This is a genomic window from Frankia umida, assembly GCF_023242945.1.
GTDB classification, from domain to species: domain Bacteria; phylum Actinomycetota; class Actinomycetes; order Frankiales; family Frankiaceae; genus Frankia; species Frankia umida.
Map to the genome: position 1 here is coordinate 117829 of NZ_JALKFT010000015.1, position 26647 is coordinate 144475.

The 26647-nt window shown below is 71.9% G+C and carries 22 protein-coding genes and 1 tRNA gene; 14 read left to right on the forward strand and 9 right to left on the reverse strand.

All coding sequences use genetic code 11. The annotated features are described in order from the left end of the window. Positions 1-66 precede the first annotated feature (66 nt). The 4 genes from MXD59_RS15975 (at position 67) to MXD59_RS15990 (ending at position 5741) form a co-directional block, all read left to right on the forward strand. Positions 67-1803, forward strand: coding sequence for an FHA domain-containing protein (locus MXD59_RS15975; protein WP_248825510.1), 1737 nt, complete (start codon positions 67-69; stop codon positions 1801-1803). Between the two features lie 82 nt (positions 1804-1885). Further along, the gene (locus tag MXD59_RS15980) at positions 1886-2830 is read left to right on the forward strand and encodes a DUF305 domain-containing protein (RefSeq protein ID WP_248825511.1); all 945 of its coding nucleotides are present in this window, start codon (positions 1886-1888) and stop codon (positions 2828-2830) included. Between the two features lie 121 nt (positions 2831-2951). Then, a complete protein-coding gene (locus MXD59_RS15985; protein ID WP_248825512.1) occupies positions 2952-4535 on the forward strand; it encodes a SulP family inorganic anion transporter in 1584 nt (527 codons plus the stop codon). 66 nt (positions 4536-4601) lie between these two features. Next, positions 4602-5741: a family 43 glycosylhydrolase gene (locus tag MXD59_RS15990; protein ID WP_283096966.1), complete on the forward strand. Its 1140-nt coding sequence runs from the start codon at positions 4602-4604 to the stop codon at positions 5739-5741. 129 nt (positions 5742-5870) lie between these two features. Here the strand turns inward: MXD59_RS15990 and MXD59_RS16000 are convergent, their stop codons facing one another. Continuing rightward, complete coding sequence (locus tag MXD59_RS16000) at positions 5871-7661, reverse strand: regulator (RefSeq protein WP_248825513.1); 1791 nt, start codon at positions 7659-7661, stop codon at positions 5871-5873. 21 nt (positions 7662-7682) lie between these two features. Next, entirely contained in the window at positions 7683-8444 is a 762-nt protein-coding gene (locus MXD59_RS16005; RefSeq protein WP_248825514.1) for a cysteine hydrolase family protein, read from the reverse strand. Between the two features lie 330 nt (positions 8445-8774). Here MXD59_RS16005 and MXD59_RS16010 point away from each other — a divergent pair, with 330 nt between their 5' ends. After that, positions 8775-9665, forward strand: a complete 891-nt coding sequence (locus tag MXD59_RS16010) for an acyl-CoA thioesterase (protein ID WP_248814299.1) — start codon at positions 8775-8777, stop codon at positions 9663-9665. An 82-nt stretch (positions 9666-9747) separates the two neighbouring features. Here MXD59_RS16010 and MXD59_RS16015 read toward each other — a convergent pair whose 3' ends face one another. Beyond that, positions 9748-11256, reverse strand: a complete 1509-nt coding sequence (locus MXD59_RS16015) for an MFS transporter (RefSeq protein WP_248825515.1) — start codon at positions 11254-11256, stop codon at positions 9748-9750. Positions 11257-11574: 318 nt separating this feature from the next. Between MXD59_RS16015 and MXD59_RS16020 the strand changes: the two genes are divergently transcribed. After that, on the forward strand, positions 11575-12399 hold the full coding sequence (locus MXD59_RS16020; RefSeq protein WP_248825516.1) for a TetR/AcrR family transcriptional regulator: 825 nt from the start codon (positions 11575-11577) through the stop codon (positions 12397-12399). Between the two features lie 124 nt (positions 12400-12523). Then, on the forward strand, positions 12524-15112 hold the full coding sequence (locus MXD59_RS16025) for a hypothetical protein (RefSeq protein ID WP_248825540.1): 2589 nt from the start codon (positions 12524-12526) through the stop codon (positions 15110-15112). Between the two features lie 19 nt (positions 15113-15131). Here MXD59_RS16025 and MXD59_RS16030 read toward each other — a convergent pair whose 3' ends face one another. Both MXD59_RS16030 and MXD59_RS16035 read right to left on the reverse strand, forming a co-directional pair. Further along, entirely contained in the window at positions 15132-15656 is a 525-nt protein-coding gene (locus MXD59_RS16030) for a hypothetical protein (protein ID WP_248825517.1), read from the reverse strand. A gap of 132 nt (positions 15657-15788) precedes the next feature. Then, positions 15789-16298, reverse strand: a complete 510-nt coding sequence (locus MXD59_RS16035) for an NUDIX domain-containing protein (RefSeq protein WP_248825518.1) — start codon at positions 16296-16298, stop codon at positions 15789-15791. 179 nt (positions 16299-16477) lie between these two features. Here MXD59_RS16035 and MXD59_RS16040 point away from each other — a divergent pair, with 179 nt between their 5' ends. From MXD59_RS16040 to MXD59_RS16050, 3 genes are read left to right on the forward strand one after another with little or no spacing between them, the layout of a single operon-like run. Further along, positions 16478-16885: a TOBE domain-containing protein gene (locus MXD59_RS16040; RefSeq protein WP_248825519.1), complete on the forward strand. Its 408-nt coding sequence runs from the start codon at positions 16478-16480 to the stop codon at positions 16883-16885. A gap of 39 nt (positions 16886-16924) precedes the next feature. Then, positions 16925-17932, forward strand: a complete 1008-nt coding sequence (locus MXD59_RS16045) for an ABC transporter permease (RefSeq protein WP_248825520.1) — start codon at positions 16925-16927, stop codon at positions 17930-17932. Next, positions 17929-18717, forward strand: a complete 789-nt coding sequence (locus MXD59_RS16050; RefSeq protein WP_248825521.1) for an ABC transporter ATP-binding protein — start codon at positions 17929-17931, stop codon at positions 18715-18717. The genes MXD59_RS16045 and MXD59_RS16050 overlap by 4 nt, the downstream gene beginning before the upstream one ends. Before the next feature lie 33 nt (positions 18718-18750). On the opposite strand, the gene MXD59_RS16055 is transcribed toward MXD59_RS16050, so the two are convergent. The 3 genes from MXD59_RS16055 to MXD59_RS16065 all read right to left on the reverse strand — a co-directional run bounded on the left by MXD59_RS16055 (position 18751) and on the right by MXD59_RS16065 (position 21824). Next, positions 18751-19554: a CBS domain-containing protein gene (locus tag MXD59_RS16055; RefSeq protein ID WP_248825522.1), complete on the reverse strand. Its 804-nt coding sequence runs from the start codon at positions 19552-19554 to the stop codon at positions 18751-18753. A 139-nt stretch (positions 19555-19693) separates the two neighbouring features. Next, positions 19694-21067 carry a phosphoribosyltransferase family protein gene (locus tag MXD59_RS16060; protein WP_308301722.1) on the reverse strand — a complete coding sequence of 458 codons (1374 nt, stop codon included), beginning with the start codon at positions 21065-21067 and terminating at the stop codon, positions 19694-19696. Positions 21068-21608: 541 nt separating this feature from the next. Next, the gene (locus MXD59_RS16065) at positions 21609-21824 is read right to left on the reverse strand and encodes a hypothetical protein (RefSeq protein ID WP_248825523.1); all 216 of its coding nucleotides are present in this window, start codon (positions 21822-21824) and stop codon (positions 21609-21611) included. On the opposite strand from MXD59_RS16065, the gene MXD59_RS16070 reads away from it, so the two are divergent. After that, positions 21814-22338: a hypothetical protein gene (locus tag MXD59_RS16070; protein ID WP_248825524.1), complete on the forward strand. Its 525-nt coding sequence runs from the start codon at positions 21814-21816 to the stop codon at positions 22336-22338. The two genes, MXD59_RS16065 and MXD59_RS16070, sit on opposite strands and share 11 nt — an antisense overlap. A 16-nt stretch (positions 22339-22354) precedes the next feature. Next, positions 22355-22428 (forward strand) — tRNA-Ala (locus tag MXD59_RS16075). Between the two features lie 675 nt (positions 22429-23103). Here MXD59_RS16075 and MXD59_RS16080 read toward each other — a convergent pair. Further along, positions 23104-23328, reverse strand: coding sequence for a DUF2188 domain-containing protein (locus MXD59_RS16080; protein ID WP_248825525.1), 225 nt, complete (start codon positions 23326-23328; stop codon positions 23104-23106). A gap of 400 nt (positions 23329-23728) precedes the next feature. Here MXD59_RS16080 and MXD59_RS16085 point away from each other — a divergent pair, with 400 nt between their 5' ends. Together MXD59_RS16085 and MXD59_RS16090 are read left to right on the forward strand one after the other, a co-directional pair. Continuing rightward, positions 23729-24196 carry a hypothetical protein gene (locus MXD59_RS16085; protein ID WP_248825526.1) on the forward strand — a complete coding sequence of 156 codons (468 nt, stop codon included), beginning with the start codon at positions 23729-23731 and terminating at the stop codon, positions 24194-24196. A 15-nt stretch (positions 24197-24211) separates the two neighbouring features. Then, positions 24212-26647 (forward strand): trypsin-like peptidase domain-containing protein (locus MXD59_RS16090; protein WP_248825527.1); only part of this gene is annotated, 2436 nt, incomplete at its 3' end.

The window sequence follows — 26647 nt, forward strand, 5'->3', positions numbered from 1 at the left end:
CGGCAGGACGGCTGGCACGTGGCGAGGATCGCCGCGCGGCGTGGACGTGGGGACGAGAGGCGAGTCATGGCGGGTCTGGACCATTTCCGGGTGGTCGTCGAGTCCGGGCGCACCGAGAGGACCGGAGTGGTCGTGCGACTGCCCGGGGCGCTGGTCGTCGCCCGGGTCGACCAACCCGAGACCGCGGAGATCACTACCCGGTTGCTGGGGCTGTGCGCCGAGGTGGCCGCCGAGGTCGGCACGTCCGAGGCCACGATGGGCAGGCGCCTGGTGCGCCGGGTCGCCGGGGTCCTGGCTGACGCCGACCCCGAGCGGGTACCCGACTTCAGCCTGCTGACGACCGTCAACGACCGGGTCGCGGCACTCGTGCACGGCGCGATGGACGTCGTGGTCAGTGGCCCGTCCGGGCTGACCCTTTCGGGGGTCGACTCGGCCACCTGGGTCGACCGGCTGCTGCCCGCCGACTGTCAGCGCATCGACGTGGCGCCGACCGGTCTGGTCGACGCGCGCGCCGGGGATGCCGGCGGCCTCGACTTTCCGCTGGACCTGCGCCTGGGCACGGTGGCGGGGGTCGGGGTGAGCCTGCTGCTCAGCGACGCACCGGCGATACCGATCTCCAAGTCGTCGGCGGACCGCATGCTCGCCGCCTTCGACCCGTCCCAGGATCCGAAGACCGGCGCGGCCCCCATTCCCGCCTCCGGCGCCCGCGTCCCCGACCCGTCGCTGACCACGCCACCGGCGCTGGCCCCCCTGCTCAGCCAGGAGGAGGAGGCCCACCGCCGGCGCGCCGCCGCCGAACCCACCCAGGCCGCCGACCTCGACGAACTCGACGAACTCGACGCGGACCCGGCGACCGAACTCGCCGGCCGGGACCTCTACGGCGAGGCGCTGGGCCGCTCCGGTCACGACCCCAGCCCCAACGGCCAGCTCGGCACCGACCACGGCGCCGCCGGTTACGGCCACGGCGCCTCCGCCGGACCCGGCGGGCCCGGCGCCGCTGGCCCCGCCTACGGCCACGACGCTGGCGGGGCAGCCTACGGCCATGACGGCGGCGGCTCCGCCTACGGCCACGACGGCGGCGCTCCCGGCTACCGCCATGACGGTGGCGGCCAGGGCTTCGGCCATGACGCCGGCGGCTCCGGTTTCGGCCCTGGACCCGGCGGGTCCGGGTACGGCCCGGGCGGCGGGGCCATGGGGCAGCAGGAGCCGCTCACCGACGACCTCACCGATGACGAGCACGACGCGCTCACCCAGCTTCCCGGGCAGACCTTCACCGTCTCGGACCTCATCGAGGACGACGAGGCGCCCACGATGCTGCCGAACAGCTCCAAGCCCCAGGTCGAGGGCGTGCTGTGCCCGAACGGCCACTTCAACCATCCACAGTCGCCGTACTGCGTCGAGTGCGGGCAGTCGCTGGCCCAGCAGTCCGGGCACACCGTGTGGGGTCCACGCCCACCGATCGGCATCCTCGTCTTCGACGACGGGATGACGCTGCCCGTCGACATGGATCTGGTCATCGGCCGTCAGCCGGACCGCGACGACGCCGTGCGCGCCGGTACCGCCCGGGCTCTGCCCGTCGAGGACGGCGAGAGCGCGATCTCCCGCGTCCACGCCATCATCACGCTCACCGGCTGGGACGCGGTGATCACCGACCAGGGATCGGCGAACGGTACCTACATCGCGCCCCCGGAGGCGACCGTCTGGACCCCCCTGAACCCCCATCAGGAGGCCCCGCTGACCCCCGGCACCCGTGTCCAGGTCGGCAAGCGCACCTTCGTGTTCAACTCCAACCTGCACCCCTGACCCTCCGGCGGGCCGCCTCGAACCGGGCGGTGGGCGGGGGTGGCGCGCAAAAGGTCGGCACCTACGTCAGACTTGACGAACGATGAGCGATACAGACCCGCGCGCCGGGGTCGGTCTGCCCACCCCGGCCGCCACCGTAGAGGCACGTACCGGCGACCCCGGCGTCGACGACCGCGGCGCCACCAGCAGCACCGATCCCCGCCCCAGCTCCGGTCAGAACACTCCCACCGCACCGGATGCCGACGGCCGTGAATCCGATGGCCTGGTCGGTGAGGGCCATACCGGTGAAGGCCGCGACGATGACGGCCGTGCCGGCGACGGCCGGCGTCGGCACGGGCGGTCGGCGTTGTGGTGGACGCCGGTGGTGCTCGTCGTGGTCGCGGCGCTGCTCGCCGCGGGCGCCGCGATCGGCGGCCTGATCGACCGGTCCCCGGGGGAGAACTCGGTGGATGTCGGGTTCGCCCGGGACATGTCCGAGCATCATTCCCAGGCCGTCCAGATGGCGATGATCGAGTTCAGTCGTGGCGCCGACGCGACCAGCCGCAGCGTGGCGCAGGACATCGCGCTCACCCAGCAACGCGAGATCGGTGTCATGTCCACCTGGCTGTCCGGCTGGGGCCGCACCCAGTCCAACACCGGCGCCGCGATGCGCTGGATGGGCGCCACCTCGACCGACGGCTCGTCCACCCACGACATGGACGGCATGGCCGGCATGAACGGCTCCGGCTCCGGCTCCGGCTCCGGCTCCGGCTCCGGCTCCGCTGACGACAGCGCACGGATGCCGGGGATGGCGACGCCGGCGCAACTGCGCCAACTCGCCACCCTGCGCGGGCGCGACCTTGACGTGCTGTTCCTCACCCTGATGATCCATCATCATCGTGGCGGGCTCGCGATGGCGCAGTACGCCTCCCAGCACGGCGAGCAGGACCGCACCCGCGGCGTGGCCCGGGCGATGGTGCTCAACCAGTCCGTCGAGATCGACCAGATGCAGCAGGACCTCGTCCGCCTCGGCGCACCCCGAGCCTGACCCGTGCCGTGTTCGGGCGTCCCGCACGCCACCCGGACACCGATTCTGACTACTCGAGGTTCGTTGCCATGCCTTCTGCCGCCCTGTCGGCCGTACCCGGCGTCACTGTGACCGTCGCCGCATGACCGAGATCTCCGCTCGCACCGGCACCGACAGCTCCGAAGCCGACACCAGCACCAACCCCGACGCCGACCCGACCGGTGTCGCCGCGCCGTCCACCGGCGGGCCGGGTGGTCGTGGGTGGGCGGTCGGCCGCTGGCTTGGCGCGCGCTGGCCGGGGCGGCGTCAGGTGCGGGTGGAACTGCTGGCGGGGCTGGTGACCGCGCTCGCGCTGATTCCGGAGACGATCTCGTTCTCGGTGGTGGCCGGGGTCGATCCGCGGATCGGGTTGTTCGCGTCGTTCACCATCTCGATGGTCATCGCCTTCACGGGCGGGCGGCCCGCGATGATCTCGGCGGCGGCCGGGTCGATGGCCCTGGTGGCCGCGCCGCTGGTCCGGGAGCACGGCGTGCAGTACCTGATCGCCACGACGATCGGCGTCGGCCTGCTGATGTTCGTGCTGGGGCTGCTCGGCGTCGCGCGGCTGATGCGCTTCATTCCACGGACCGTCATGATCGGGTTCGTCAACGCCCTGGCCATCCTGATCTTCACGGCCCAGCTGCCGCACGCCGTCGGCCGGTCGTGGACGGTGTACGCGCTGGTGGCGGCGGGGTTGGCCATCCTGCTCACGATGGGACGGCTGACCCGTGCCATCCCGGCGCCGCTGGTCGCGGTGGCACTGCTGACCTTCGTGACGGTCTGCTTCCATCTGTCCGTCCCGACGGTCGGGGACGAGGGGCGGCTGCCGTCGTCACTGCCGCGACCGGGCCTGCCGAACGTGCCGGTGGACTGGGAGACGCTGCGGATCGTCGCGCCGTACGTCCTGGCGCTCACGGCCGTCGGGTTGCTGGAGACGCTGCTGACCGCGCAGATCGTCGACCGGATGACCGCCACCACCCACAACCCCGACCGGGAGAGCTGGGGTCTGGGCATCGCGAACATCGTCAACGGGTTCTTCGGCGGCATGGGTGGCTGCGCGATGATCGGCCAGACGATCGTCAACGTCAACGCCGGTGGACGTGGCCGGCTCTCGACGTTCGCCGCGGGCGGGTTCCTGTTGCTGCTGGTCGTGCCGCTGCGCGACCTGGTATGCCACATCCCGATGTCGGCGCTGGCCGCGGTGATGATGCTGGTCGCGGTGATGACCTTCGAGTGGCGCAGCATCGCGCCGTCCACGCTGCGGCGGCTGCCGCGCGAGGAGACGCTGGTGATGGTCGTGACGGTCGCGGTGGTCGTACCGACCCACAACCTGGCCTACGGCGTGGTCGTCGGCGTGGTGCTCTCGGCGTTGCTGTTCACCCGGCGGGCCGCCCGCCTGGCCACGGTCACCAGTGTGCTCGACCCGCACGGCGGCGAGCGGATCTACGTGGTCCGCGGCTCCCTGTTCTTCGCCTCGACAGCCGACCTGGTCGAGGCGTTCGACTACGCGCAGGATCCGCCTCGCGTGGTCGTGGACCTCGCCGCGGCGGACGTGCTCGACTCGGCGGCGGTCGCCGCGCTCGACGACGTCCGGACGAAATACCGCGAGCGGGGCGTCGAGGTCAGTCTGGTCGGCCTGAGCCCGGCCGGCGCCGCCCTGGTCAAGGGACTGTCGAAGGTCAATTGACGGCCAATACCGCCCCACTGTGAATACACTCCGCCATCAGGTGCTCACAATGAGGATGGTGGCGGGATGGGCGAGAAGGGGCTCACCGGCGGGCTGGTCGACTTTGCCCGCCGCCAGCCGGGCATGGTCGTCCTCGTCCTTGTGCTTGCCGGGTTGTACCTGTCGAAGGCCGGCACAGGCGACAACGACCGGGCGGTGATCGTGGCGAACGTCGACCTGCCGGCACCGTCGCTGGTCACCCACAACCGCACGACCTACGCCGTCGGGGTCGACCCGCGGGCCCCCGACGCGATCCAGCTGCTGTCCAGCCGCGACCGGCACACCTGGACGGTCCACCCGAACGCCCTGGCGGCGCCGCCCAGCTGGGCGGATCCCAGCGGCGGTCTGGGCCCGGCCGCGATCGGCGTGTTCGACGGATCGTTCGTCCTCTACTACACCGCCACCGTGCGGGGACTCGGCCTGCGCTGCGTCTCGGCGGCGACCTCGAAGCATCTCGACGAGCCTTTCGAGGACACCTCACTCGCCCCCTTCGTCTGCCAGACCGCCGAGGGTGGCAGCACCGACCCGAGCCCCTACGTCGATGCCGCCGGACGGCCCTACCTGGCCTGGAGCAGTCCCGGCCAGGCCGGCGGGAGCGGCCCGGCGCTGTGGGCCCAGCCGCTGCGCTCGGACGGTCTGGTGCTCACCGGCGACCCTGCCGTCCTGCTGCGCCCGAGCCTGCCCTGGCAGGACGGCAGGGTGGCGTCCCCCTCCCTGCTCGAGGACGACGGGCACTACCACCTCGTGTACTCGGCGGCGCCGGAACTCAACGACCGCCAGGTGGTCGCGGACGCCTCCTGCCGCACCCCGCTGGGCCCCTGCCAGCCCACCGACCGTCCGCTGCTCACCGACTCCCTGGCCGGCTCCGGCCCCGGCGGCGCCCATGCCTTCGCCGACACCCGCCACCACTGGTGGCTGGGCCTGCACACCTGGGATTCGCCCCCCACCGGCGCCTACACCCCCGTGGGCCAGTTCGTCGTCGTCCCCCTCCAGCTCCACGACAACAAACTCAAGATCGATATCACCTCCACCGCCCACGGCACCCTGCGCACCCCCACCCGCCGCGACCACGACGACACCGACTCCGGCGGCACCGATCGCACCGAGCACCGCCGGTTCGACTTCAACCGCGAGAACCGCGACGCGCAGGACCTCGACCGCAACTGACCGACACGTCCATGATCCGGGGCACGCCGCAGACGGCGAGGCGTGGTCGCTGAGCACGAAAGAAATCGGCTCAGCGACCACGCCTCGACAGATGGGCGCCGCCGGATCACGACGACGCGGTGGCAGCTCTCAGGCCGAACTGCCGGGGGCAGCGGTGGCGCTGACAACGGGTTCGGCGGTGGAACCGGCGGCCGAGGCGGCGGTGGGCTCGGTGGTGGTGGCGGCGGGCTCGGTGGCGACGGGCTCGGTGGCCGCGGGGTCGGCGTGCCCGGGGGTGCGCGGGGTCTGGGCGGGGATACCGTGTTCGCGTTCGAGCGCGATCTCCTCGGCGTCGGGGACGCGGGGTTCGGGGCGGGTCAGCGCCCAGATCCCGCAGACGACCGCGAGGAACAGGTAGCCCAGGGCGACCTGGCCACCCCCGGCGTTCCACTCGACCTTCTCGGCGTGGATGAGGCCGATGAACGCCAGTCCCGCCCCGGCCACGGAGGCGATCGTCGCCGAGATGAACCGTTTGTCGATGATGAACGCGACGATCGAGCCGAGCACCAGACCGGCGAGCACCGCGCCGTCCCCGAGCAGATGCAGGCCATGCAGCAGAACGCTGTTGCCCTCGAGATCGGCGTCGGTGACGGTCAGTTTCACCGCGGGATCGAGGTTCGCCGCGACGCCGACCGCGGTCGTCACCGTGTTGTCGATCAACCCGGCGGCCCAGGAGGCGATGTTCGGGATGATCGCCGCGATCACCGCCGCGCCGTGCGCCTTCGGGGAGACCTGGAAGGCCTGGGCGCCGATGAGCAGTCCGATGTAGAGCAGGATCGGCACGATCGCCGGTAGCGGCAGCACCGCGCCCAGCAGGCCGAACATGCCACAGAAGCACAGCAGTGCGATCACCCCGCCGGTGGCCAGCGAGTAGCCGGTGCGACCGCCGGCGGACTTCCAGCCGGGGTGACCGATGTAGACCGCGGGCGGGAACGGCGAGCCGAGCGCGGAGCCGACGATCGCGCCAAGACCGTCCGCGAGCAGGATCGGGCGCAGGTTGTAGTTGTCCCCGGCGGACGCGGCGCTCTCCACGTTCGTCATGCCCTCGGTGAAGTTGTAGACGCCGAGCGGGATCGCGGTGGCCAGCAGGGGCGAGATGTCGCGCAGACCGTCGAGGAGCCGGTCGAAGTGGAACGTCGGCAGCGACAGCGCGATGTCCTTCGCCGCCTCGGAGACGGCCGGGGTGTCCATGAACCCGCCGATCCAGCCGATCGCCGTGCCCACGGCCAGCGCGACCGCGCCGATCGGCAGGTTCCACGGCAGCTTCAGGTCGGTGAGCAGCCCGACCAGCAGCAGGCCGAACACGGGCAGCGCGATCCAGGCCGCGTCCCACATCTGGGCGGCGGGACGCATCGAGATGAACGCGATCGAGATGCCGGCCAGCGTGCCGAGCATCGCGGCGCGCGGGGCGTACCTGCGGATCGTCGGGCCGACGAACGCGCCGATCACGACGATGATCCCGATGATGAACGCCCAGGCCAGGCCCGCCTGCCAGGCCTGCATCGGGTTCTTCGTCTTCAGGTAGATCGGCAGCATGATCACGAAGACGACGATGAACATGTGCGGAACGCTCGGCCCGTACGGCATGGCCGTGACATCGTCACGGCCCTCCTTCGCCGCCAGCCGCCGGCCGAGGTAGGCATAGAACAGGTTGCCGATCAGCATCGCGATGCCGAGCGCCGGCAGGATCGCGCCGAACACCTCGTCCTTCGGGATGTTGACGACGAACAGGCACAGCGAGGTCAGGACGATCACGTTGACCAGCACGTTGATACCGAGGCCGAAGAAGGCGTTGGTGTCGCCCCTGGTCCAGTAGGGCAGGCTGGGCGCCGAGGAGCCCGCGGCCGACGGCTGCGCCGACCGGTTTCCGATCTTGATCATGTGACGAGGACCCGTCCTGTCTCAGGAAGCCGTGGAGGCGGCAGCGGCGGTGGCGGTGGCGAGCAGGGGTTCGAGGGCGGCCAGGAACGCCGGCGACGGGGCGACCCAGCCGAAGATGCCGCCCTGGGCCGCGACCATCTCGAGGGCGACCCGCTGGAAGTCGGGGAAGTAGGAACCGACGCAGTCGCTGAGCACCAGGCACTCGTAGCCGCGGTCGTTGGCCTCGCGGACGGTGGTGTGCACGCAGACCTCGGTCGTCACACCGGTGACGACGAGGCTGGTGATGCCCTTCGCGCGCAGCACGTCCCCGAACGCGGTGGCGTAGAAGGCGCCCTTGCCGGGTTTGTCGATGACGGTCTCGCCGTCGATCGGCGCCAGCTCGTCGATGATGTCCTGGCCGTACTCACCCCGGATGAGGATGCGGCCCTTGGGTCCGACGTCGCCGATGCGCAGGGTGGCGTTGCCGCGGTGCAGCTTCGCCGCCGGCAGGTCGGACAGGTCGGGCAGGTGACCCTCGCGGGTGTGGATGACGGTCAGCCCGGCGGCACGCGCGGCCGCCAGCACCGCCCGCAGCGGCTCGATCGTGCCGCGTAGCTGGCCGACGTCGTTGCCGAGGCTCTCCCCGAAACCGCCCGGCTCGAGGAAGTCGCGCTGCATGTCGATGAGCACGAGCGCGGTGGTCGCGGGGTCGAAGGCGAAGTCGTAGGGTCGGGCGCCCACCGTCAGCGGCGTGCCCACGGGGCCGGTCGGGGTTTCGGTCGGAGTCGATGCGGTGTCGGTCATGCCAGCTCTCGCCATCCCGGGTCCACTGGTGCGGGTCCTCGTGTCTGGAGATGAGGGTCAGCGGGGGTCGTTTCGGCCCACCGCCCGGCACGTAACGCACCCATGAACTCTGTATCCAGTTTCGTATCCGATGCCGTATACAGTGCCGGATACGAACTGTTTCCCATGCATTTGGGATGGTTTGTGCAGGCAGGGGTACTGGCGGGTAGGTGGCCTATGCCACTTGCGACCCGCGCCTTGGGCGCGAGAGGTCGACATTCGTTCGGTGGGGCCCGTGTCTGGCGGTCCCGTCGAACCGCGGCTCGGCGGTCACCGACGAGAGGATGCGATGTGGTTGCTCAGCCGGGTCTGACCGGCCAGTCCCGACCGGGCGGCCGGGCGGTGGCCGAACCCGATGCGGCCACGCCGCTGATCAACGCGGCGACACCGGGTCGGTTCACGCTGGCGCAGCTGCTGACGGTGCTGGACGTGCGCGGGGATGTGCCGCCGGTCCCGGTGCGCTCGCTGCGCAGTCCGCATGGCGGTGTCCTGGGCGCGCAGCAGCTCGGTCAGCAGATCGTGCTGGCGGAGCGCCTGACCCCCGGCAAGACGGTGCATTCGCTGCACACGGTCTTCTCCCGGCCCGGTGACTGCGAGCTCCCGATGTGGATCGACGTGGAGCACCTGGCGCACGGCCGATCGGTGGGGGCGCTGGCGCTGTCGGTCCGGCAGCACTCGCAGGCACTGTCGCGGACGAACATCATGCTGCGCGCCCCCGAGCCGGACCTCGGCCGGTTCACGCCGACGACGGTGATGCCCGCGGGCCCCGAGACCGCGGTGGACCTTCCCATTCGGCTGATCCCGTGGGAGGCGCGGCTGCTCCCCCAGCGTGCCGAGTTCCAGCTGGAGCACTGGGTGCGTGCCGCCGACGCGGGCGATGACCCCACGCTCTGGCGGGCACTGATCGCGCACGCCTGCGAGTTCATGCCGTTGGACGACATCGCGCGGCTGTCCGGCATGGTCACGCCGACGGGCGAGATCATGCCGGACACCACCGCGCTGGTCCTGTCGATCACAGTGACGTACTTCGCCGAGCTGGACGTGCGGGAGTGGCTGCTCTACCGGGTGAGCGCCCTGAGCATCGCGGGCGGACGCACCACCAGCCGGGTCGAGATCCTCACCCGCGCCGGCGAGCTACGCGCCGAGGCCTCCGTCGTCGGCATCCTCCGCCGACGCCACTGACCCACTGACCCACTGACCCGCTGACCCACCGGACCCGCTGACCCACCGGACCCGCTGGCCCGGCGGCCCACAGGCCGGGTGCTCAGACCTGGGCGCCTTCGGCGACCGCGAGGGGTTCGCCGTCGGACGGGCCGGGCGGCACGGGCACCGGGACGACCGGGCCACGGCGACGCGGCAGTAGCAGGGCGAGCGGCAGGCCGACCACGAACACGCAGGCCGCGATCAGCAGACCGAGCGAGTAGCCGGAGGTCAGGGCGTCGGGCAGGGCGACGCCCTGGCTCACGCGGGAACTGGTGCGGTTCTCGGCGAGTGTGGTGACCACCGCGAGGCCGACGGCCGCGCCGATCTGACGGCCGGTGTTGATGAGCCCGGAGGCGAGCCCCGCCATGTGCATCGGGACCCCGGAGGTGGCGGCGGTGACCATCGCGACCATCACCGTGCCGACACCGAGGGCCATCAGCGCGATGGGCCCGAACACATCCACCCAGTAGGAGCTGCCCGCGGAGATACCCGTCATCCAGAACTGACCGGCAGCGCCGATCACGACGCCGACGACAACGAGCGGACGTGGCCCCGTCCGGCCGATCAGCCGGGTCACGACCTGCGACGCGACAATGATCGAGACCGGCATCGGCAGCATCGCGATTCCGGCGCGCAGCGGACTGAAGCCCTGCACCCGCTGCAGGTAGAGCGTGAGGAAGAACAGCACGGCGAACATGCCGGCCCCCAGCACGGCCGCGATCATGTTCGCCACCGCGATGCCCGGGAACCGGAAGATGCCCAGCGGCACCAGCGGGTTCGCGCTGGTCGCCTCGATGGCCACGAACCCGCCGAGCAGCACGAGCCCGCCGACGAGCATGCCCAGGGTGAGCGGGGACGTCCACGACGTGCTCTCGGTTCGCACGATCGCGTAGACCACCAGGACCAGACCGCCGGTCACCGCCACGGTGCCGGGCATGTCGAGGTCACGCAGCCGGCTGATCTGGCCACGCGACTCGACCAGCACCATCCGCGCGGCGCCGATCAGCACGACACCGATCGGCACGTTGACGAACAGCACCCAGCGCCAGTCGGCGACGTCGGTGAGCACGCCGCCGAGCACCGTGCCGAACGCACCACCGCTGGCCGCCGTGGCACCCCAGGCCCCGAGGGCCCGCGTGCGTTCCCGCCCCTCGGCGAACGAGGTCATCAGAAGGCTGAGTGTCGCCGGTGCCAGCACCGCACCGCCGAGGCCCTGGGCCGCCCGCGCGATGATGAGCTGGACCTCGGTCTGGGCGAAGCCGCCACCAAGGCTGGCGAGTGTGAACACGGCCAGGCCGAAGATGAACACCCGCCGCCGACCGAACAGGTCGGCGGCCCGGCCGCCGAACAGCAGCAGCCCGGCGAAGGCCAGGGTGTAGGCATTGATCACCCACTGCAGCCCGCCCGCCGACATTCCAAGATCGTCCTGCATCGATGGCAGGGCGATGTTCACGATCGAGATGTCGAGCACGACCATGAACTGGGCCAGACAACAGACCGCCAGGATGGCCCACGAGGCCCGTGGCGCTGCGACCGCCCCCGTTGGAGCGGTCTCCGAATGTGCATCCATCAACGTCCCTCCCTCCCCGTCCGCTGTTCTCTTCTCTTGTTCTCTCCGCCGCTCTCGTGCGCCCCGGCTCGACTCAGCCGCAGGCCCGGTCAGCCACGGTTCTCCTCGGCCGTGCATCCGCTCAGCCACGCGGCCGGGTGGACACATGGGTGGACACATGGGTGGACACATGGGTGGATCACACCCACCCGCAGTCGTACAGCGTACGAGCGACGTGGTCCCACTCTACGCCGTACGATGTACGAACGGCAAAACGCTTGCCTGACTCTGGGTTGCGCTCGAAGGTCGTGATCGGTTGTGGTCGGAGGTGACCAGGCAATGTCCCGTGCGGGCACGGCGGCGAAGGTGGCCGCCTCACCTGCGGTTGTCCGGCCCGTCGTCGCGCGGCCACCGGTGGCGCAGGCGGGCACGCAGGTCGAGCGGCGTGCCGCTGGCGGCACCTGCCGCTCGAAGCTGAACCCCCCGCGGCTGGCCCGGGCGGCGATCGAGATCGCGGACGCGGAGGGCCTGGCCGCCGTGTCGATGCGCCGGCTCGCCACCCACCTCGGCGTCGGGACGATGACGCTGTACTACCACGTCCGGGACAAGGACGAGCTGCTCGACGTCATGTGGGACGAGTTCATGGGCGAGAGCCTGCTCGCCGAGGTCCCGGCCGACTGGCGCGGCGGCCTCACCGCGATCGCGCGCCGCATGCGGGAGTCCTACCAGCGCCATCCCTGGACGCTGCAAGTGATCATCCGGTCGTCCCGCGGGCCCAACAAGCTGCGCTTCATCGAACAGTATCTGGGCGTCGTCTCACGACTCACCGATGATCCGCTGGAGCAGCAGCGCATCCTGCACTCGGTGAACGACCTTGTCGTCGGCTGCACCCTGCGGGAGGCGAGCGCGCTGCGGACCACCACGGCGGGCTGGAATGATCCCACGGTCGACGGCCCGCTGCTCGAGCCCGACTTCGGCACCCTCGACGACGGCGAGGAGCTCCCCCGGCTACGCAGCCTGTGGAGAAACGGATGCCTGGTGATGGTGCCGCGTTTCGAACAGGCGCTGGGTTGGCTCCTGGACGGCATCGAGGCGGCGCACCCGGACGTCCGGGAGGACGAGGGGAAGAACACCGGGAACGCCAGCGGCACGCGTGAACAATGAGCGGCAACACAGGAGAAGGCTGAAGAAGCGGGCGTAGCACCCTTCACGGACACCACCTGAGTGGCTACCGTCAGAGAGGTCCGTCGCCGTCGGCGAGCCACGCGTCGCACCCGGGGCAGCCCACATGACCGTTCGTCTTCCGCGCCACGTGGCCCCACTCGCCACGGGCGAGCCGACCATGCTCGGGCCGTACCAGCTCCTTGGGCGGGTTGACGTGGGCATCACCGGCGTCATCCACCTGGCTCGGGCACCTGGCGGCGCGCAGGTGGCCGTCCGCTCGCTGCATCCCGGGGACGCGCCGCGCGACGACATGCGGGCCCGTTTCGCCGCCGCGGTCGATCGAGCCCGTGTGATCGCCGGCCCGCACACCTGCGGTGTTCTCGATGCCGCGCCCGGCGCCGAGCGGCCCTACCTCGTGGCCGAGTACGTCGGCGGGCCCACCCTCGCCCGTGAACTGGCCGAGCGCGGCCCGCTGTCTCCCGAGGAGATCGATCGCCTCGCCCGCAGCCTGCTGACGACGATCGAGGCCGCGCACCGCAGTGTCGGCCCGCTCGGTGATCTGACGGCCGCCGACATCGTGCTCTCGGTCGTCGGCCCCCGACTGGTCGACCTGGGGGTCGCCGCGGCCCTGCGACCGTTGCTGGTGACGGCCGCGGCCAGGGCGGGCGTGCCGGCCGCCGACAGCACGTACGTGCCGGGGTACGGCTACGGGCCTGCCGCGGGCGGTTGGGACGGTCCCGCGGCCGACGTCGTCGCCTGGGCCGGCATCGTCGACCTGGCCGCCACCGGGCGTCCGTCCAGCGTGGTGGGGTCGGCCGGCGGGCGTGTCGGTGGGCGCCGCGAGCAGGCCGGGGCGGACGCGAGCGAGCTGACCAGTCCGGGGGTGCGTCGCGCGCTGGCCCGGGTCCGGCTCGCCGACGGCGGCTCCCTGCCCGACACCGCCGAACTACTCGCCCTGCTCGCCGGCGCCCGCCCCGCGCGTCCCGCGGGACGCCGCCGCGGTCCACGGCCCGCCACCGCTGGGCCGGCATCCGCGCCGAATCCCGCCACCGCGGGTCTCACGCTGCCCCCGCTGGCCGGGCTGCCACCCACCCCTGCCCTGCTGCCCGGCGCCGCCCCCGAGGCGACCGCGCGCCGCGCCACGGGCCGACGCGGTGCCACCCCCGGGGTGAGCGCCGCGGACATCGCCGCGTTCGGCACCAGCGGGGCCGTCGAGGTGGACGGCCCCGCGGCCGACACCCCGCCGTCGCATCGTCGGGTGCGGCGCCTGGCCGGCGCACCGGTGCCGGAGGCCGGTCAGCCCGGTCAGCCGCGTCGCTCCCGGATTCGGCCGCTGGCCGCGTTGGCCGTCACAGCGGTGGCAGCGGTGGCGGCCGCGGCAACCGCCGCCGGCCTGGGCGCCACCGGAGACGAGGTCACCTCCGGCGCCCAGGCACCCCAGCACGACACGCACCCCACGGATCTGCCGGCCGCCTCCCGCGCCGCCGACCGGTCCGCGGCGGGCCTGACACCCGGCTCGCAACCGCACCCCGGCACCAGCCCGGACGCCGGCACCGGAACCCATGTCGAGGCCCCCGCGGCGAACGCACCGACCGGCCCAGCGACATCCCGGCCGCCGATCCCGCCGGCCACCACCGCCCTGGACCCAGCCGGTGCCGCCATCGGGGCCGCACCCGGCGCCCAGAAGCCGCTGACCGCGGCTCCGTCCGTCCAACAGCCGCTGAAGCTCCCCGCGGCGCAGCGGGCACTCGACGCCCTCCATCTGACGGACGACGTCACACCGCCGGCCGCCGCCAGCGCGCCGAGCGGCGACGCGGACACCGCCGACGGGCCCGGCATCGACCTTGACACCTCGTCGCTGGCCGGCCTGCTGATCACCCCCCTGACACCGCTGTCGCCAGCCGAGCAGTCCGGCCAGGAGCCACCGGCACCCCCCGCCCCCGCGCGGGCGGTCGCCGACCCCGCCGCACCGTCGACCACGGCCCAGAGCAGCCCGGTCACAACCACGCCCGCCCAGCCGGCCGCAGCCCCGGGTCAGCCAGCCGCCGTGGGTCAGCCAGCCGCAGCCCCGGCTCAACCGGCTGCTGCCCCGGTTCAACCGGGGGGCGCCGACCCGGTCCAGCCAGTGGTGCCGCTGCAGCCCGCCAGCCCGGCCGGGGCGGCCGCCGTCGCGCCCACGCAACCGGTGGCCGGTTCCCGGCCGATGGGACGCATCCCGGCGGTGCCGCGCTCGGCCGCGAAACCCGGCGTCCGGCCGAACCCGATCACGGCCACCACCTCGACGGCCACCACCTCGACGGACACCCCCGCGACCGCCAGCACCCCGGCGACCGCCGACACTCCGGCGACTGCCGACACGCTGCCGACCACGGGGTCCATACCGATCACCAGGCTTGTCCCGACCACCGAGAGCGCGGCGGCTACCGAGAGCGCGGCAACCACCAGCGGTGCGGCGAGCGCCGGTGACGCCAGCACCCCCGCGCTGGCCGGCACCCTGCCGACCACCGGACCCGTGCCGATCACCGAGCTCACCCCGACCACCACCGCCGCCACCACTGCTCCCGGCACCACGGCTGCCCCCGGCACCACGGCTGACCCCGCGGCGACGTCCAGCTCGGCGGCGGGGACGCAGGTTGCGGAGAGCACGTCGTCAGAGGCGTCCACGGGGCTGGACCCGACTCAGGTCCTCATCGTCCCGTTGACCCCTCGTTGAGATCTGGGTTCGGGGCTGCTCAGACCGGTTGGCGGGCCGCGCCGGCCGGCCAGACGACCTGTACCGGGCGGCCCAGCCGCTGGGCGTAGGCGACCACGTCCGCCGTCCCGCCGTAGCCGCGGGCTGGCTGTCCGTCCCAGATGGCGATGAGGTGGTCGGAGGCGTCGACCAGCAGCCGGCTCGCGTCCATCAGGCTGGGCGGGTCGGGCACCGGACGGTCCTGTCGGCGGACCTCGGCGGAGCTGCGCACCAGGCGGTCGTAGTCGCGCAGGTGGGTGGCTGGCTGAAGATCCCGATAGCCGTGGGCGGGGATCACGGAGATGAGCTGGCCGCCGAGATCGAGCACGACGTCGGCGAAGACGGTGTCGGCACCGTCGGCCAGACAGCTGATGCCCGCGAAACCACGCGTCGCCCGCGCGAGCGGCTCGAGCAGCCGCCGCAGCTCCGCGTCGACATAGCGGCTCTGCACATCGGTCAACCCCCGATGGCCGGTCACGCCGACGACGGACCGGGCCAACGAGGGCCCCTGGGAGCACCCGGACATCCGGCGAATCTAGCTTGTCAGCCTGCCCCTTCGCGCCTGCCTACCCGCACAGAGGTGGGACTCACGTGTCCCAGCATCGTCCGAACCGTGTCCCGCGGAACGCCGGACGCACGTCCCGCGGGACACCGGTGATCAGCGGATGGCGGGGGCGCCCTGCCAGGCGGGACGGCCGTGTGCGAGCCAGTCGGGGATCAGCGTGCGCAGGGCCTGCGGCTGTAGTTGCAGCTCGCCGAGGGTGTTCAGTGGGGTCGAGATGACATCCAGATGGTCGAGCCGGCTGCCGAACTCGGCGCCCCACGAGCGGTCGACGGAGAAGATGACGTCGAGTTCGCCGACGGCGGTGCCCCGCTCGACGCGTGTTCCGGCCACGCAGCCGACGAACGACACGTGGTTGGCCTCGATGTCGGCCTGCTCGTCGAGTTGACGGCGCAGGGAGACCTGGACTGTCTCGCCGGCCTCGACCGGGCCGCCCGGCAGGTGGAAGGTCTTCTGGCCGCGCACGTTGGTGAGCATGATCCGGTCACCCTCGACCAGCAGCGCGCGGACGTTGATCCGGGTCGGTGTGCCCGAGGAGCCACCCCGGTCGGGCGGCGCGCCCAGGGTGGTCGGTGCGACAGCGAACGGACGATCGGGATCGGTCACGGCAGCTCCAGGGCCAGAGATCGACACACGGTCAGTAGAATGTAACGCAAACGTTTCGTCGCAGGGCAGATCCACCGCCATAAGAAATCCGCAGAAGCGGTTGATACACGACGGAAATCACCGCAAAATCGGGTAACCCAAGCGGAATTAGCCGAACCTACGGGGTTACTATCGCAGGTATGCCAAGATTTCGGATCAGCGAGGCAGCAGCCCTGCTCGGTGTCAGCGACGACACCGTCCGCCGCTGGGCGGACAGCGGCCGCCTGCCCACCGTCCTGGACGACGCGGGTCGTCGGGCGGTGGAGGGCACCAACCTGGCCGAGTTCGCCAAGGACATGGCTGGTGAACAGGCTAGCGCGTCCATTCCCGTCGTGGCGGAGTCGGCCCGCAACCGCTTCCCGGGGATCATCACCCGGGTGACCCGCGACACGGTCATGGCCCAGGTCGAGATCCAGGCCGGGCCGCATCGGCTGGTGTCCCTGATGAGCCGCGAGGCCGCCGACGAGCTTGGCCTCGAGCCCGGTGTGCTCGCGGTCGGGGCGGTGAAGTCCACCAACGTCGTCATCGAGATGCCCGACCGCCGCTGACCACCTCGCCTCGGACTCGGGAAAGGCACCTCGCCGGCGATGACGACTGACGCTTCCCTGTCGTGGTCCGGCCCGCCGGCGCAGACCGGCGAGCCGGCGGGCTCCGACGGGCCGCATCCGGCCCGCCGGTCCGGTCAGCGGCGGGAGACCCGCAAACGGGTGCCGTGGGTGCTGTGGCTGCCGGGTTCGATCGCGGTGCTGTTCCTGCTGCTGCCGCTGGTCGGCCTGCTGATCCGCGCGCCGTGGACGGGGCTGGCGCATCTGCTGAGCGAGAGGAGCGTCCGCCAGGCGCTGTTGCTGTCGTTGCGCACGTCCACCGAGTCGACGGTGTTGTCGCTGGTGTTCGGCGTTCCGCTGGCCTGGCTGCTGGCCCGCACCCGGTTTCCGGGTCGTACCCTGCTGCGGGCGCTGGTCACGCTGCCGCTGGTGCTGCCGCCGGTGGTCGGCGGTGTCTCGCTGCTGCTGGTGCTGGGGCGGCGCGGGCTGGTCGGCGAGTCGCTGGAGAGCTGGTTCGGTTTCACCCTGCCGTTCTCCACCAACGGTGTCGTGGTCGCGCAGACGTTCGTGGCGATGCCGTTCCTCATCGTCTCGGTCGAAGGCGCGCTCAACAGCTCCGACCGCCGCTTCGAGGATGCCGCTGCCACCCTCGGCGCCGGTTACTGGACGACGTTCCGCCGGGTGACCGTCCCCCTGGTGGCGCCCGCGGTCGCCGCCGGCACCGCCCTGTGCTGGGCCCGCGCCCTCGGCGAGTTCGGGGCGACGATCACCTTCGCCGGCAACTTCCCCGGCACCACCCAGACGATGCCGCTGGCCGTCTACCTGGCGCTCGAGACCGACCCGGACGCGGCGATCGCCCTTTCCCTCGTGCTGTTGGCGGTCTGCGTCACGGTTCTGGTGGCGCTGCGCGCCCGGTGGCTGCCCGGCACCCGGTTGATCATGCGTCTGCGGGCCGGCCGCACCGACCCACCCGCTGCCGCCGACACATCCATGATCACGACTGCCGAGGGCGACGACACCCACTCGGACGGTTCAGGGGGACCACGATGAGCACAGCCCGTCCGGAGGCGAACGCGCCCACCGACCCCACGAGACCCCCCGCCCCCGGTGAGGCCGGTGAGTCCGCTGCGGCCGCTGGTGGGGCGGGCGATACGGGTGGCTTCGGCGAGGGCGATGGTCTGGACGCGCGGATCGTCGTGCGCCGCGGAATGTTCCTCCTGGACGTCGAGGTGCGCGTCGCGCAGGGTGAGGTGGTGGCCGTCCTGGGCCGCAGCGGCGCGGGCAAGAGCACGTTGCTGCGCGCGCTCGCCGGCCTGCTCCCCCTGGACGCCGGACGCATCACGCTCGCCGGCCAGGTGCTCGACGACCCGCGGGAACGCCGCTTCGTGCCGTGCGAGGAACGTCCGGTCGGTGTCGTGTTCCAGGACTACCTCCTGTTTCCGCACCTGCGGGCCCGTGACAACGTCGCGTTCGGCCTGCGTTCCCGCCTGCGTCAGGGACGGCGAGGGTCCCGGACGGAGGCCGAGTCGTGGCTGACCCGTTTCGGCGTGGGCGACCTGGCCGACCGTCGACCCGCCGCGCTCTCCGGCGGGCAGGCCCAACGGGTGGCACTCGCCCGGGCGCTCGTCACCCGGCCACGGCTGCTGCTGCTCGACGAGCCCCTGTCGGCGCTGGACACCTCGACGCGCACCGAGGTCCGAACGTTCCTACGCGGCGTCCTGCCGACGCTGTCCGCGCCGGTCCTGATCGTCACGCACGATCCCATGGACGCCGAGGTCCTCGCCGACCGCACGATCGCCCTGGCCGGCGGCCACCAGATCGCCCCGCCCGTCTGATCACCCGTCGGCGCCGGCCGCCACCCGGGGCCGTTATGCTGCTGGCCCTGGCCGGTGGCGGATCTCGGCGTCCGGGCCCGGGAACACGAAGCTGACGGCTCCGGTGTCGCTCCAGCGCACGGCGAACGGCGGGTCACCGCTGTCCGAGTGGGCGGCGCAGACCTGCCCCGACCGATCCGCCGTCCGCGGCACATGACTGTGGATGATCAGCGTGTCGCCCGGGCGCGCCCGCAGCATCCCGGTCCGCCGTGGAAACACCGGTGACCCGGAGACCCGGACCATCGACGCCGTCTCCCCGGACCCCCCGTTCGGGCCAGCGACCATGGCCGTTCGACGGGCGGCGTGGCCGCCCACTGCCAGACCCGGCCCGGTCCGTCCCACGGGATGGCTGGTCACGACGGGGGATGCTGGTTCGCGGTGCGGTGCGAACGTCTCGTCGTGCACCGCGTGGACCAGGTCGGCCATCTGCCGCTCACTGCGGATCAGCAGGTCGTCCACGGTGACGATGCCGACGACGCGCCGCCCGTCGAGGACCGGCAGCCGCCGCAGGGCGTGGTCGTGGAAGATCTCGTAGGCACGCTCGACGCCCATCCCGGCCGGGATGGTGATCACATCGGTGGTCATCAACGCGTCGATGCGGCCGTCGGCCCCGACCCCCCGGGCCACCCCCCGGATCACGACGTCGCGGTCCGTGACGATGCCGACGAGCCGATCGTTGTCGACCACCAGCAGGGCGCCGACCCCCGTCCGGGCCATCTCCCGCGCGGCCTGGCCGATCGTGGTGGTCCGCGGCACGGTCACCGGCGGCCTGCTGATCATCGAGCCGACGTAGACCATCTGTCTCCCCCTCCGATCGGGCTCTGCACACCGCGCGAACCGGCCACGCGGCCACGTCCACGTCCTTCCCCCGATTCCACCACGTAGTCGCACGACAACACACGGCACGCATCTCGATGGACGCTCGTCCCGTGGTCGATCACCGATCCGCGCCCGCCTCGGCCTCGCCATCGGGGGCGTCGGGGAAGGCGTCGAGGAACCAGTCGCGGGCGAGTCGTGCGGCCTGGGCGAGCGTGCCCGGCTCGCTGAACAGGTGCGTCGCGGTGGGGACGAGGTCGAGTCGGTGGACGCAGCCGGTGAGGCGCTGGCGCGCCCAACGGTTCGACTCGAGCACCCGCGTGTCCTGTTCGCCGACGATCAGCAGGGTCGGCGCGCGCACGGCGGACAGCCGTGTCCAGGCGAGGTCCGGCCGGCCGCCGCGGGAGACGATGGCGCGCACGCGACTGGCGGGTTCGGCGGCGGCGGCCAGGGCGACCGCGGCTCCGGTGCTCGCGCCGAACAGACCCAGCGGGAGCCCGGCCGTCTCCGGTCGCGCGGCCAGCCACGCCTCGACCGCGGTCAGCCGACCGGCGAGCAGCGCCAGATCGAAGTCCAGGCCCTGCGGGGTCGACGGGAGAGCCGGCGACGCGGGGACGGCCAGGTCGAGCAGGAGGGTCGCCAGGCCCGCGGCGGTGAGGACCTCGGCGACATACCGCCCACGTGGGCTGTCGCGCCCAGAGCCGCTGCCGGGCACGAGCACCACCACCGCGCGCGGCGACGGTGGCAGCGCCAGCCGGCCCGGCAGCCGGACGTCCGCGAGCGTGATCTCCACATCCGTCGCCCACCCGGACGGGCCCGTCGTGGACGCCTGCCGGAGCAGGGCGACGACCTCCTCGTCGGAGGTCTGGGTGAAGTCAGCGTAGAACTGTCCGACCCCGACGAACTCCTGGGGAGCGTGCACCCAGATCACCTCGTCGGCGTCCGCCCGCAGCTGGTCGACGCGGTCGTGGGCGATCACCGGGGTGGCCAGGACGATCCGCTGCGCCCCGGCCGCCCGCAGCGCCCGGCAGGCGGCGCGGGCGGTGGCGCCGGTGGCGATCCCGTCGTCGACGACGAGGGCCATCCGCCCGGACAGCCCGATCCGGGGACGTCCCTGTCGGAAGAGCTGGCCGCGGCGTTCCAGCTCCGCCAGCTCCTCGGCCTCCACCTGGGCGAACTGCGCCTGGTCCACCTGGGCCAGCCAGACCGTCTCGTCGTTGACCACCCGGATACCGCCCTCGGCGATCGCGCCCATCGCCAGTTCGGGTTGCCGCGGCACCCCGATCTTGCGCACGAGCAGGACGTCCAGCGGTGCGCCGAGTGCCCGTGCCACCTCGAACCCGACCGGCACGCCGCCCCTGGGCAGCGCCACCACGACGATGTCGTGCCCCCGCAGGTGCCGCAGCCGGGCCGCGAGCTGGCGTCCGGCGTCCCGACGATCCGCGAAACTCCCGTTGTCGACGCTCATGGTCACCGCACCCTCCTCCGCCGCCACCCGCCGAATCGTCACCCCCCGTTATCTGCCTTCCCTCTTGTGACTATCGCCGATCCCACGGAGCGGCTGCTTGTCTCGCCCGTTCGGACCATCCGGTTGCCGGCGACGTCCGGATCGCGTCGACCGGGCCAGGCCGTTAGCGCAAATCCGTCCTACTTGTCTGGTTTGCCGTGGCCAGTCCGGCATATGACCGCCGACCAGCACCCCAGTCGTCACGTGACCTCGCGCATACCCGTCGCCGTGCATAATCAGAAGGGTGACGCTCCGCTTCCAGCACGGCCCCGCCTCCCACTGGGCGTGGCGCACTGTCTGTAGCGCTGGAGCTTGTTCCTGTTGTCCGGGCTGTCCAGCTTGTCCCGGCCCTCGCGCCTTCTGAGGCTCGTCCCCGCCATGACGAGCCCGGCGGCCCGCTAGCTGACAGCGCGGGCCGCCGCGGCGCGAGGGATTCAGCTGGTCCACCGCCACCTCTCGGCTACGCCACCACACGTGTGACGCGCCGACGTCGATCCTCGATGTTGGCGCCACCACCCGGGTGGCCTGGTCACAGGTCCGCGCGCCGCTGTCGGAGCAGATGCCGCCGTTGGAGCAGGCACTGCTCCTGGAGGCGGCGCTGCCCCTGGAGCAGACGCGGCCCCTGGAGCAGACCCGGCCGTTGACCAGGACCGCCGCGACCGGTCCTGGCGTCGCCGTTGGCGTTGGCGTTACGCCCGACATCACCCAGCCCGACCAGGAAGGCAGCGTCAGCTGTGTCCGCCAAGGACGTGTCCTTCAAGGCGTGGACGAACCGGCTGCGAGCCGAGGGGTACCTCGTCTGCCCCGCGAGCTGCGCCGTGCCGGTCGACCTGCGCGGAGTCCGCCGCGATGGCCTCGGCCTGCACTTTCGTTGCCGCGGGACGTCCATCCGCCTGGCCGTGTACCGGCCCGGCCGGGCGGCGTGGCAGCTGGCCATCCGGGACGAGACGTGGTGCCCCGAAGAGGCCCTGCAACTGTGGCGGCACCGTCCCCTCGACGGCCCGCCTCCGTCCGACGACGCCGTGATCGCCTTCCCCGGCGAAACCGGCCCCGACCGGGAGATCGTCCTCGACGGCGCCCGGCGGTGGGGCTGGAGCGGCCACGAGGCCGGTCTGCTCCCCCCGGAGGACGCCGCCGACCTGTTCGACCATCTGATCGCCGAACTGCCGAGCGTCCCGGGGACCCAGCCGCTGCCGCTGCAACCGACCCCGTTGCCGACAGCGAGGGGTGCTCGTCATCTAAGCCCCGCCGTCCTGTAAGCTTCAGTTGCTTCCAGGGGGTGTAGCTCAGCCTGGTAGAGCGCCTCCCTCGCACGGAGGAGGCCAGGGGTTCGAGTCCCCTCACCTCCACTCGCTGGCCCGCCGTGGTCGCCGCCCTCTGGGTGGCTTCCCGGCGGGCCGCAGTGTTTTTCGGGGACGATGCCTCCCGAAGCCCCCGACCGGCGGGCCGCTGTGGGGCGTTGGGGCGATGGCCCCCGGTGGGCCGGGTACGGCTGGTTGGGCTACCGCCTGATCCGGATTGTCGGTGCGCCATTGACGGGCGGCCGTGCCTGCGGGCGTGCCTCACGTGGGCATGCGACTCGGCGCGGGGGTCCGAGGTCCTCGGCTTCGACGGCAAGATCGCCACGGACGCGACGCGGATGCCGAGATCGACTTCAGGACCGACGTGACCTACCTGGTCTCCGCGATGGCGTCCCAGTTTTCCTTGCTGGCCAGGGCCGTATCACCCCGATTCGACCTGCCGAATCCAGCGCGTCAACGGCTTCGGGAGAGTTCACCGAGGCACCGGAGCGAACGAAAAGAAAACCAGATGCATAACGCATCCGGTTCCGCCCAGACCATGAGGGAGTGGACGGAACCGTGCTCAAAGCACGTTACTACGACTGCTTGTGACTCGCTGCCTGGCCACCGGTGGCCTTCGGGCTGCGCCTGATGTCGGACTGCTTGAAAAAGCAGTTCGTGATCTCGCTATTCCCTCACGTACCCACCGGATCCCGGTGTGGCGGTCGCCCGCCTCATCGCCGGTCAGACCTTGGGCGCAAGCTGGTCTTCGTCGTAGGTCCACTCGGTTTCGGTCGTGCCGTCAGCCCGCTGGAGAAGCAGCTGGCTGGGCTGGTTTTTGATCGCCAGCTTCTGGGCGATGCTGACGCCCTCGTCCTTGGCGCGATGGGTGGAGATGAACGATTCCTCATGCCTGATCTGCCACCAGCCGCCCTTGGGGACGACCCGATACACCTTGTGGTTGGCCATGGGTGACTCCTTGGTCTAAGTGCTGGGTCACATCCACGCGATCGTTCGTTCGCGGATGCGCAAGTGACGCTTTAGAGTCAAATTGGCCGCAGCATGGCAGATTCGCCTTCTGTAAGCGTACGCTACATGTTGAATTTGGCCGGATAAAGGTGCCATTCCGGGCAGGGAAAACGTCCTGACGTGGACAGCCTCGCGGCCCTCGTCGACAGGGCTGCCTCCAGCAGCGACGCCTTCCTCACCAGAATGCTGACCGGTGGGCGGCTGGTCGGGTTGCGCGATTCGCGGGCTGTTTCGACAGGGTGTTGGGATGGCTGGGTGGGTTGATGGGGTGGTTGTGGGATGCTGGGCGCGTCTGGTCGGGTGCGGGCGGTGATGCCGCGGGTGTGGTCGGGGGGCCGTTATGGACGAAGCTGGGGAGCTCGGAGGCTGGTCGTCCGAGGTGGGTGTGGCACTGGTGCCCGCGGCGGCTGTGCCCGTGGCGCCGGGGCGGCCGGTGCCGGGTGGGTCTCCGTTCGAGGACGCATCGGGGTCGCATCGCCGGCGGGGGCGGGTGGTGCAGCGGGGTGAGGACGCGGTGCGGGCCGCGGTGACGGCGGTGACGGCGCAGATCAGTCTGGTCGCGGCTGAGGTGTCCCGGCAGTTGGACGGGGCGGGTCTGGTCGAGCCGGCCCCAGGGCAGTTGGGTGTCGAGACGGTCGAGGTCACGTTCGGGGTCACGTTGACCGCGGGTGCCGGTAAGGCCATCGAGGCGGTGCTGTCGGTGGAGGGCGAGGCCGCGGTGGAGGTCACGGTCTCCCTGGCCCGCCGACCGGCCAACCCACCCGCCGACCCGCCGCTCGCCGCGCCGTCCGGCCTACCGGTCGTCTGATCCGCGGCCGCTGACATGCTCGCGGGGGTTGGCCGGCTTCTGGTCGGCGAGACACCGGATCAGACCGCGTATGACGAGGAGTTCCGGACAGGTTTCGTCATCGCACACGGACATGTGCTGACGGCCGCGCACTGCGTGCGGGACCTGGCCGACGAGCCACTGTGGCTTCGCCTGCGGCCCGGCAGCGGTAGAAGCAGCGGCAGCGGCGGCCACCCGGGCGGCGGGCGGTATGTGTTCGTCCCCCTGCGGGTCGTCGACGTGGACGAGGCTTTGGATGGGGCTGTGCTCGCCCTGGACACGGCCCGGGTGGCTGCCAGCGCCCAGGATTCGCGGGCTCTGACCGAGTTGCTGACGCGGGTCGCGGTGCCCCTCGGCGTGACGGCGGTCCGGTTCGGTTGGGATATCCGCACGGAGGGTTTCCCAGCCAGCGCCGGGAACCCTGACGGGACGGTTTTCAGCGGGACGGTCGACGACCCGGACGGGCAGGTCAGCCAGGCTGGGATGCCCGCGCCGGCGTTGCAGCTGCTGCTGGGGGCGCTGGGGGCGGCGGCTCCGGAAAGCCCGAAGGGCCACAGCGGCGGGCCCGTCCTCCACGAGCCGCCTACAGCCACCAGCACCGACGGCCCGGTGACCACCAGCCAGAACGGTGCGGTGGCCGTCGGGATGGTGCGTGCCTATCCGCCGGGGGACGAGACCAGGTGGACGGCACTCGGCGGCATCGTCTACGCGACCCGCCTGGACGATCTCGCCCGGCGTTTCCCGCCGGTCGCGGACGCGGTCGCCGACACCGCGCAGCGCCGGCTGGAAGCGGTGTCACCACGCCGCAGGACCGTGACAGATTCGGTCGCCGGGCTGCTGCGAGCGGATGCCGCACTGACCGACTTTCGGGGCAGGACCAGCGAACGGCACAACCTGCATGCCTGGTGCGGTTCGTCGCAGGCACGGTCGGCCTGGCTGATGACAGGGCCCGCCGGGCAGGGCAAGACCCGCCTCGCCCGCCAGCTCGCCGACGAACTGGACGCCCAGGGCGGCTGGCTGACCGGCCTGTTCCGCGGCCCGGGCAGCCTCGACACCATGCGGGAGGTGGTCGATGCCGCCCGGGTGAGCGGCCGCCGCCTGCTGCTGATCGTCGACTACGCGGCCGAACATCGCGCCGCCGCGTTGCAGCCGCTGGTCGATGTGCTGGCTGGCGGTGAGATCCCGTGGCGGCTGCTGTTGCTGGCCCGCGCGGCCGGCGACTGGTGGACCGACAGCGCACACGGCCTGCTGTCCCGCCTGGAAACCGTCGGCGTCCAGGTACCGCCGGAGCCGATCACACTGGATCTGCTCGAACCGACCGAACAAGGCCGCCGCTCCACGTTCACCGCCGTCGCGGAAGCGCTGCGCGCACCAGTCGGGGAGTTCGCCGCGACGCGCGGCCTGCCGTTCGTCCCTGACCCGGCACCGCCGTCCCTGCTGGAAAAGGGCGAGTTCGGATCGGCGCTGATGCTGCACATCGCCGCCGTCTGCGCGCTGCTGCCCACCGCGAGCCCCGGCCAGCACCCGCGGCCGAACGGGCCGAGTAGGCCGCCCGCCCAGCCACGGGCGGCCGATCTGGTCGGCCGAATCCTGGATCTGGAGTGCCGCCACCACTGGCTCTACTCGGACGACGCGGCCAGCAAGCTCTACCCGGCGACCCGGGAAGCCTTCCACCAGCACGCCGATGGACCAGAAGGGCGCCGGCTGGTCGAGCTGGCAGTAGCGACCGCGACCCTGTTCGGCGCGGCCAACCGGCACGAGGCCACCACCGTCCTGTCCGCCGCCCTCGCCCTCAAAAACCCGCTGGAGACCAACCCGATCGCCCGCTGGCTGCACGACCTGTATCCCCCGGCGGACAGCACCGACGGCTGGCTGCCGCCCCTGCAACCCGACCTGCTCGGCGAGGAACTCGTCGCCCGCGTCCTGCACCAGGCCCTCGTCGACGACCGTCTGCCCGCCACCCGGACCCTGCCCTTCCAGGTCCTCACCGACGAACAAGCGGGCCCGCCGACGGCCGAGCAGGTGCAGCGGATGCTCACCGTCCTGACCCGCACCGCCACCCGCCACCCCACCATCGCCCGTCTCCTCGACGGCGGCCCCACCCCGACGAGCCCCCTGCTGGCCAAGATCCCCGCTGGCTACGACCTGGCCCCCGTCGAAGCCGCACTACCCACCTCGACCACGAACCTGCTGACCTTCGCCGTTCAACTCACCGCCCACAACCTCAGCCAGCACACCGAACGGATACGCACCACCGACGGGCAGATCACCTACCCGCAGGCAGCCGAACTCGCCCGCCTCCACAACAACCTCGCCGGCCGACTCTCCTCCGCCGGGCGGCGGGCGGAGGCACTCGCCCCAGCCCAGGAAGCCGTCAACCTCCGCCGGCAGCTGGCCGCCGACAGCCCCGACGCCTACCTCCCCGACCTCGCC

What these genes read in the sequence shown, in the direction of transcription:
- MXD59_RS15975 (WP_248825510.1), top strand. Translation starts at nt 67, where the DNA reads ATGGCGGGTCTGGACCATTTCCGGGTGGTCGTCGAGTCCGGGCGCACC.
- MXD59_RS15980 (WP_248825511.1), top strand. Translation starts at nt 1,886, where the DNA reads ATGAGCGATACAGACCCGCGCGCCGGGGTCGGTCTGCCCACCCCGGCC.
- MXD59_RS15985 (WP_248825512.1), top strand. Translation starts at nt 2,952, where the DNA reads ATGACCGAGATCTCCGCTCGCACCGGCACCGACAGCTCCGAAGCCGAC.
- MXD59_RS15990 (WP_283096966.1), top strand. Translation starts at nt 4,602, where the DNA reads ATGGGCGAGAAGGGGCTCACCGGCGGGCTGGTCGACTTTGCCCGCCGC.
- MXD59_RS16000 (WP_248825513.1), bottom strand. Translation starts at nt 7,661, where the DNA reads ATGATCAAGATCGGAAACCGGTCGGCGCAGCCGTCGGCCGCGGGCTCC.
- MXD59_RS16005 (WP_248825514.1), bottom strand. Translation starts at nt 8,444, where the DNA reads ATGACCGACACCGCATCGACTCCGACCGAAACCCCGACCGGCCCCGTG.
- MXD59_RS16015 (WP_248825515.1), bottom strand. Translation starts at nt 11,256, where the DNA reads ATGGATGCACATTCGGAGACCGCTCCAACGGGGGCGGTCGCAGCGCCA.
- MXD59_RS16020 (WP_248825516.1), top strand. Translation starts at nt 11,575, where the DNA reads ATGTCCCGTGCGGGCACGGCGGCGAAGGTGGCCGCCTCACCTGCGGTT.
- MXD59_RS16025 (WP_248825540.1), top strand. Translation starts at nt 12,524, where the DNA reads ATGACCGTTCGTCTTCCGCGCCACGTGGCCCCACTCGCCACGGGCGAG.
- MXD59_RS16030 (WP_248825517.1), bottom strand. Translation starts at nt 15,656, where the DNA reads ATGTCCGGGTGCTCCCAGGGGCCCTCGTTGGCCCGGTCCGTCGTCGGC.
- MXD59_RS16040 (WP_248825519.1), top strand. Translation starts at nt 16,478, where the DNA reads ATGCCAAGATTTCGGATCAGCGAGGCAGCAGCCCTGCTCGGTGTCAGC.
- MXD59_RS16045 (WP_248825520.1), top strand. Translation starts at nt 16,925, where the DNA reads ATGACGACTGACGCTTCCCTGTCGTGGTCCGGCCCGCCGGCGCAGACC.
- MXD59_RS16050 (WP_248825521.1), top strand. Translation starts at nt 17,929, where the DNA reads ATGAGCACAGCCCGTCCGGAGGCGAACGCGCCCACCGACCCCACGAGA.
- MXD59_RS16055 (WP_248825522.1), bottom strand. Translation starts at nt 19,554, where the DNA reads ATGGTCTACGTCGGCTCGATGATCAGCAGGCCGCCGGTGACCGTGCCG.
- MXD59_RS16080 (WP_248825525.1), bottom strand. Translation starts at nt 23,328, where the DNA reads ATGGCCAACCACAAGGTGTATCGGGTCGTCCCCAAGGGCGGCTGGTGG.
- MXD59_RS16085 (WP_248825526.1), top strand. Translation starts at nt 23,729, where the DNA reads ATGGACGAAGCTGGGGAGCTCGGAGGCTGGTCGTCCGAGGTGGGTGTG.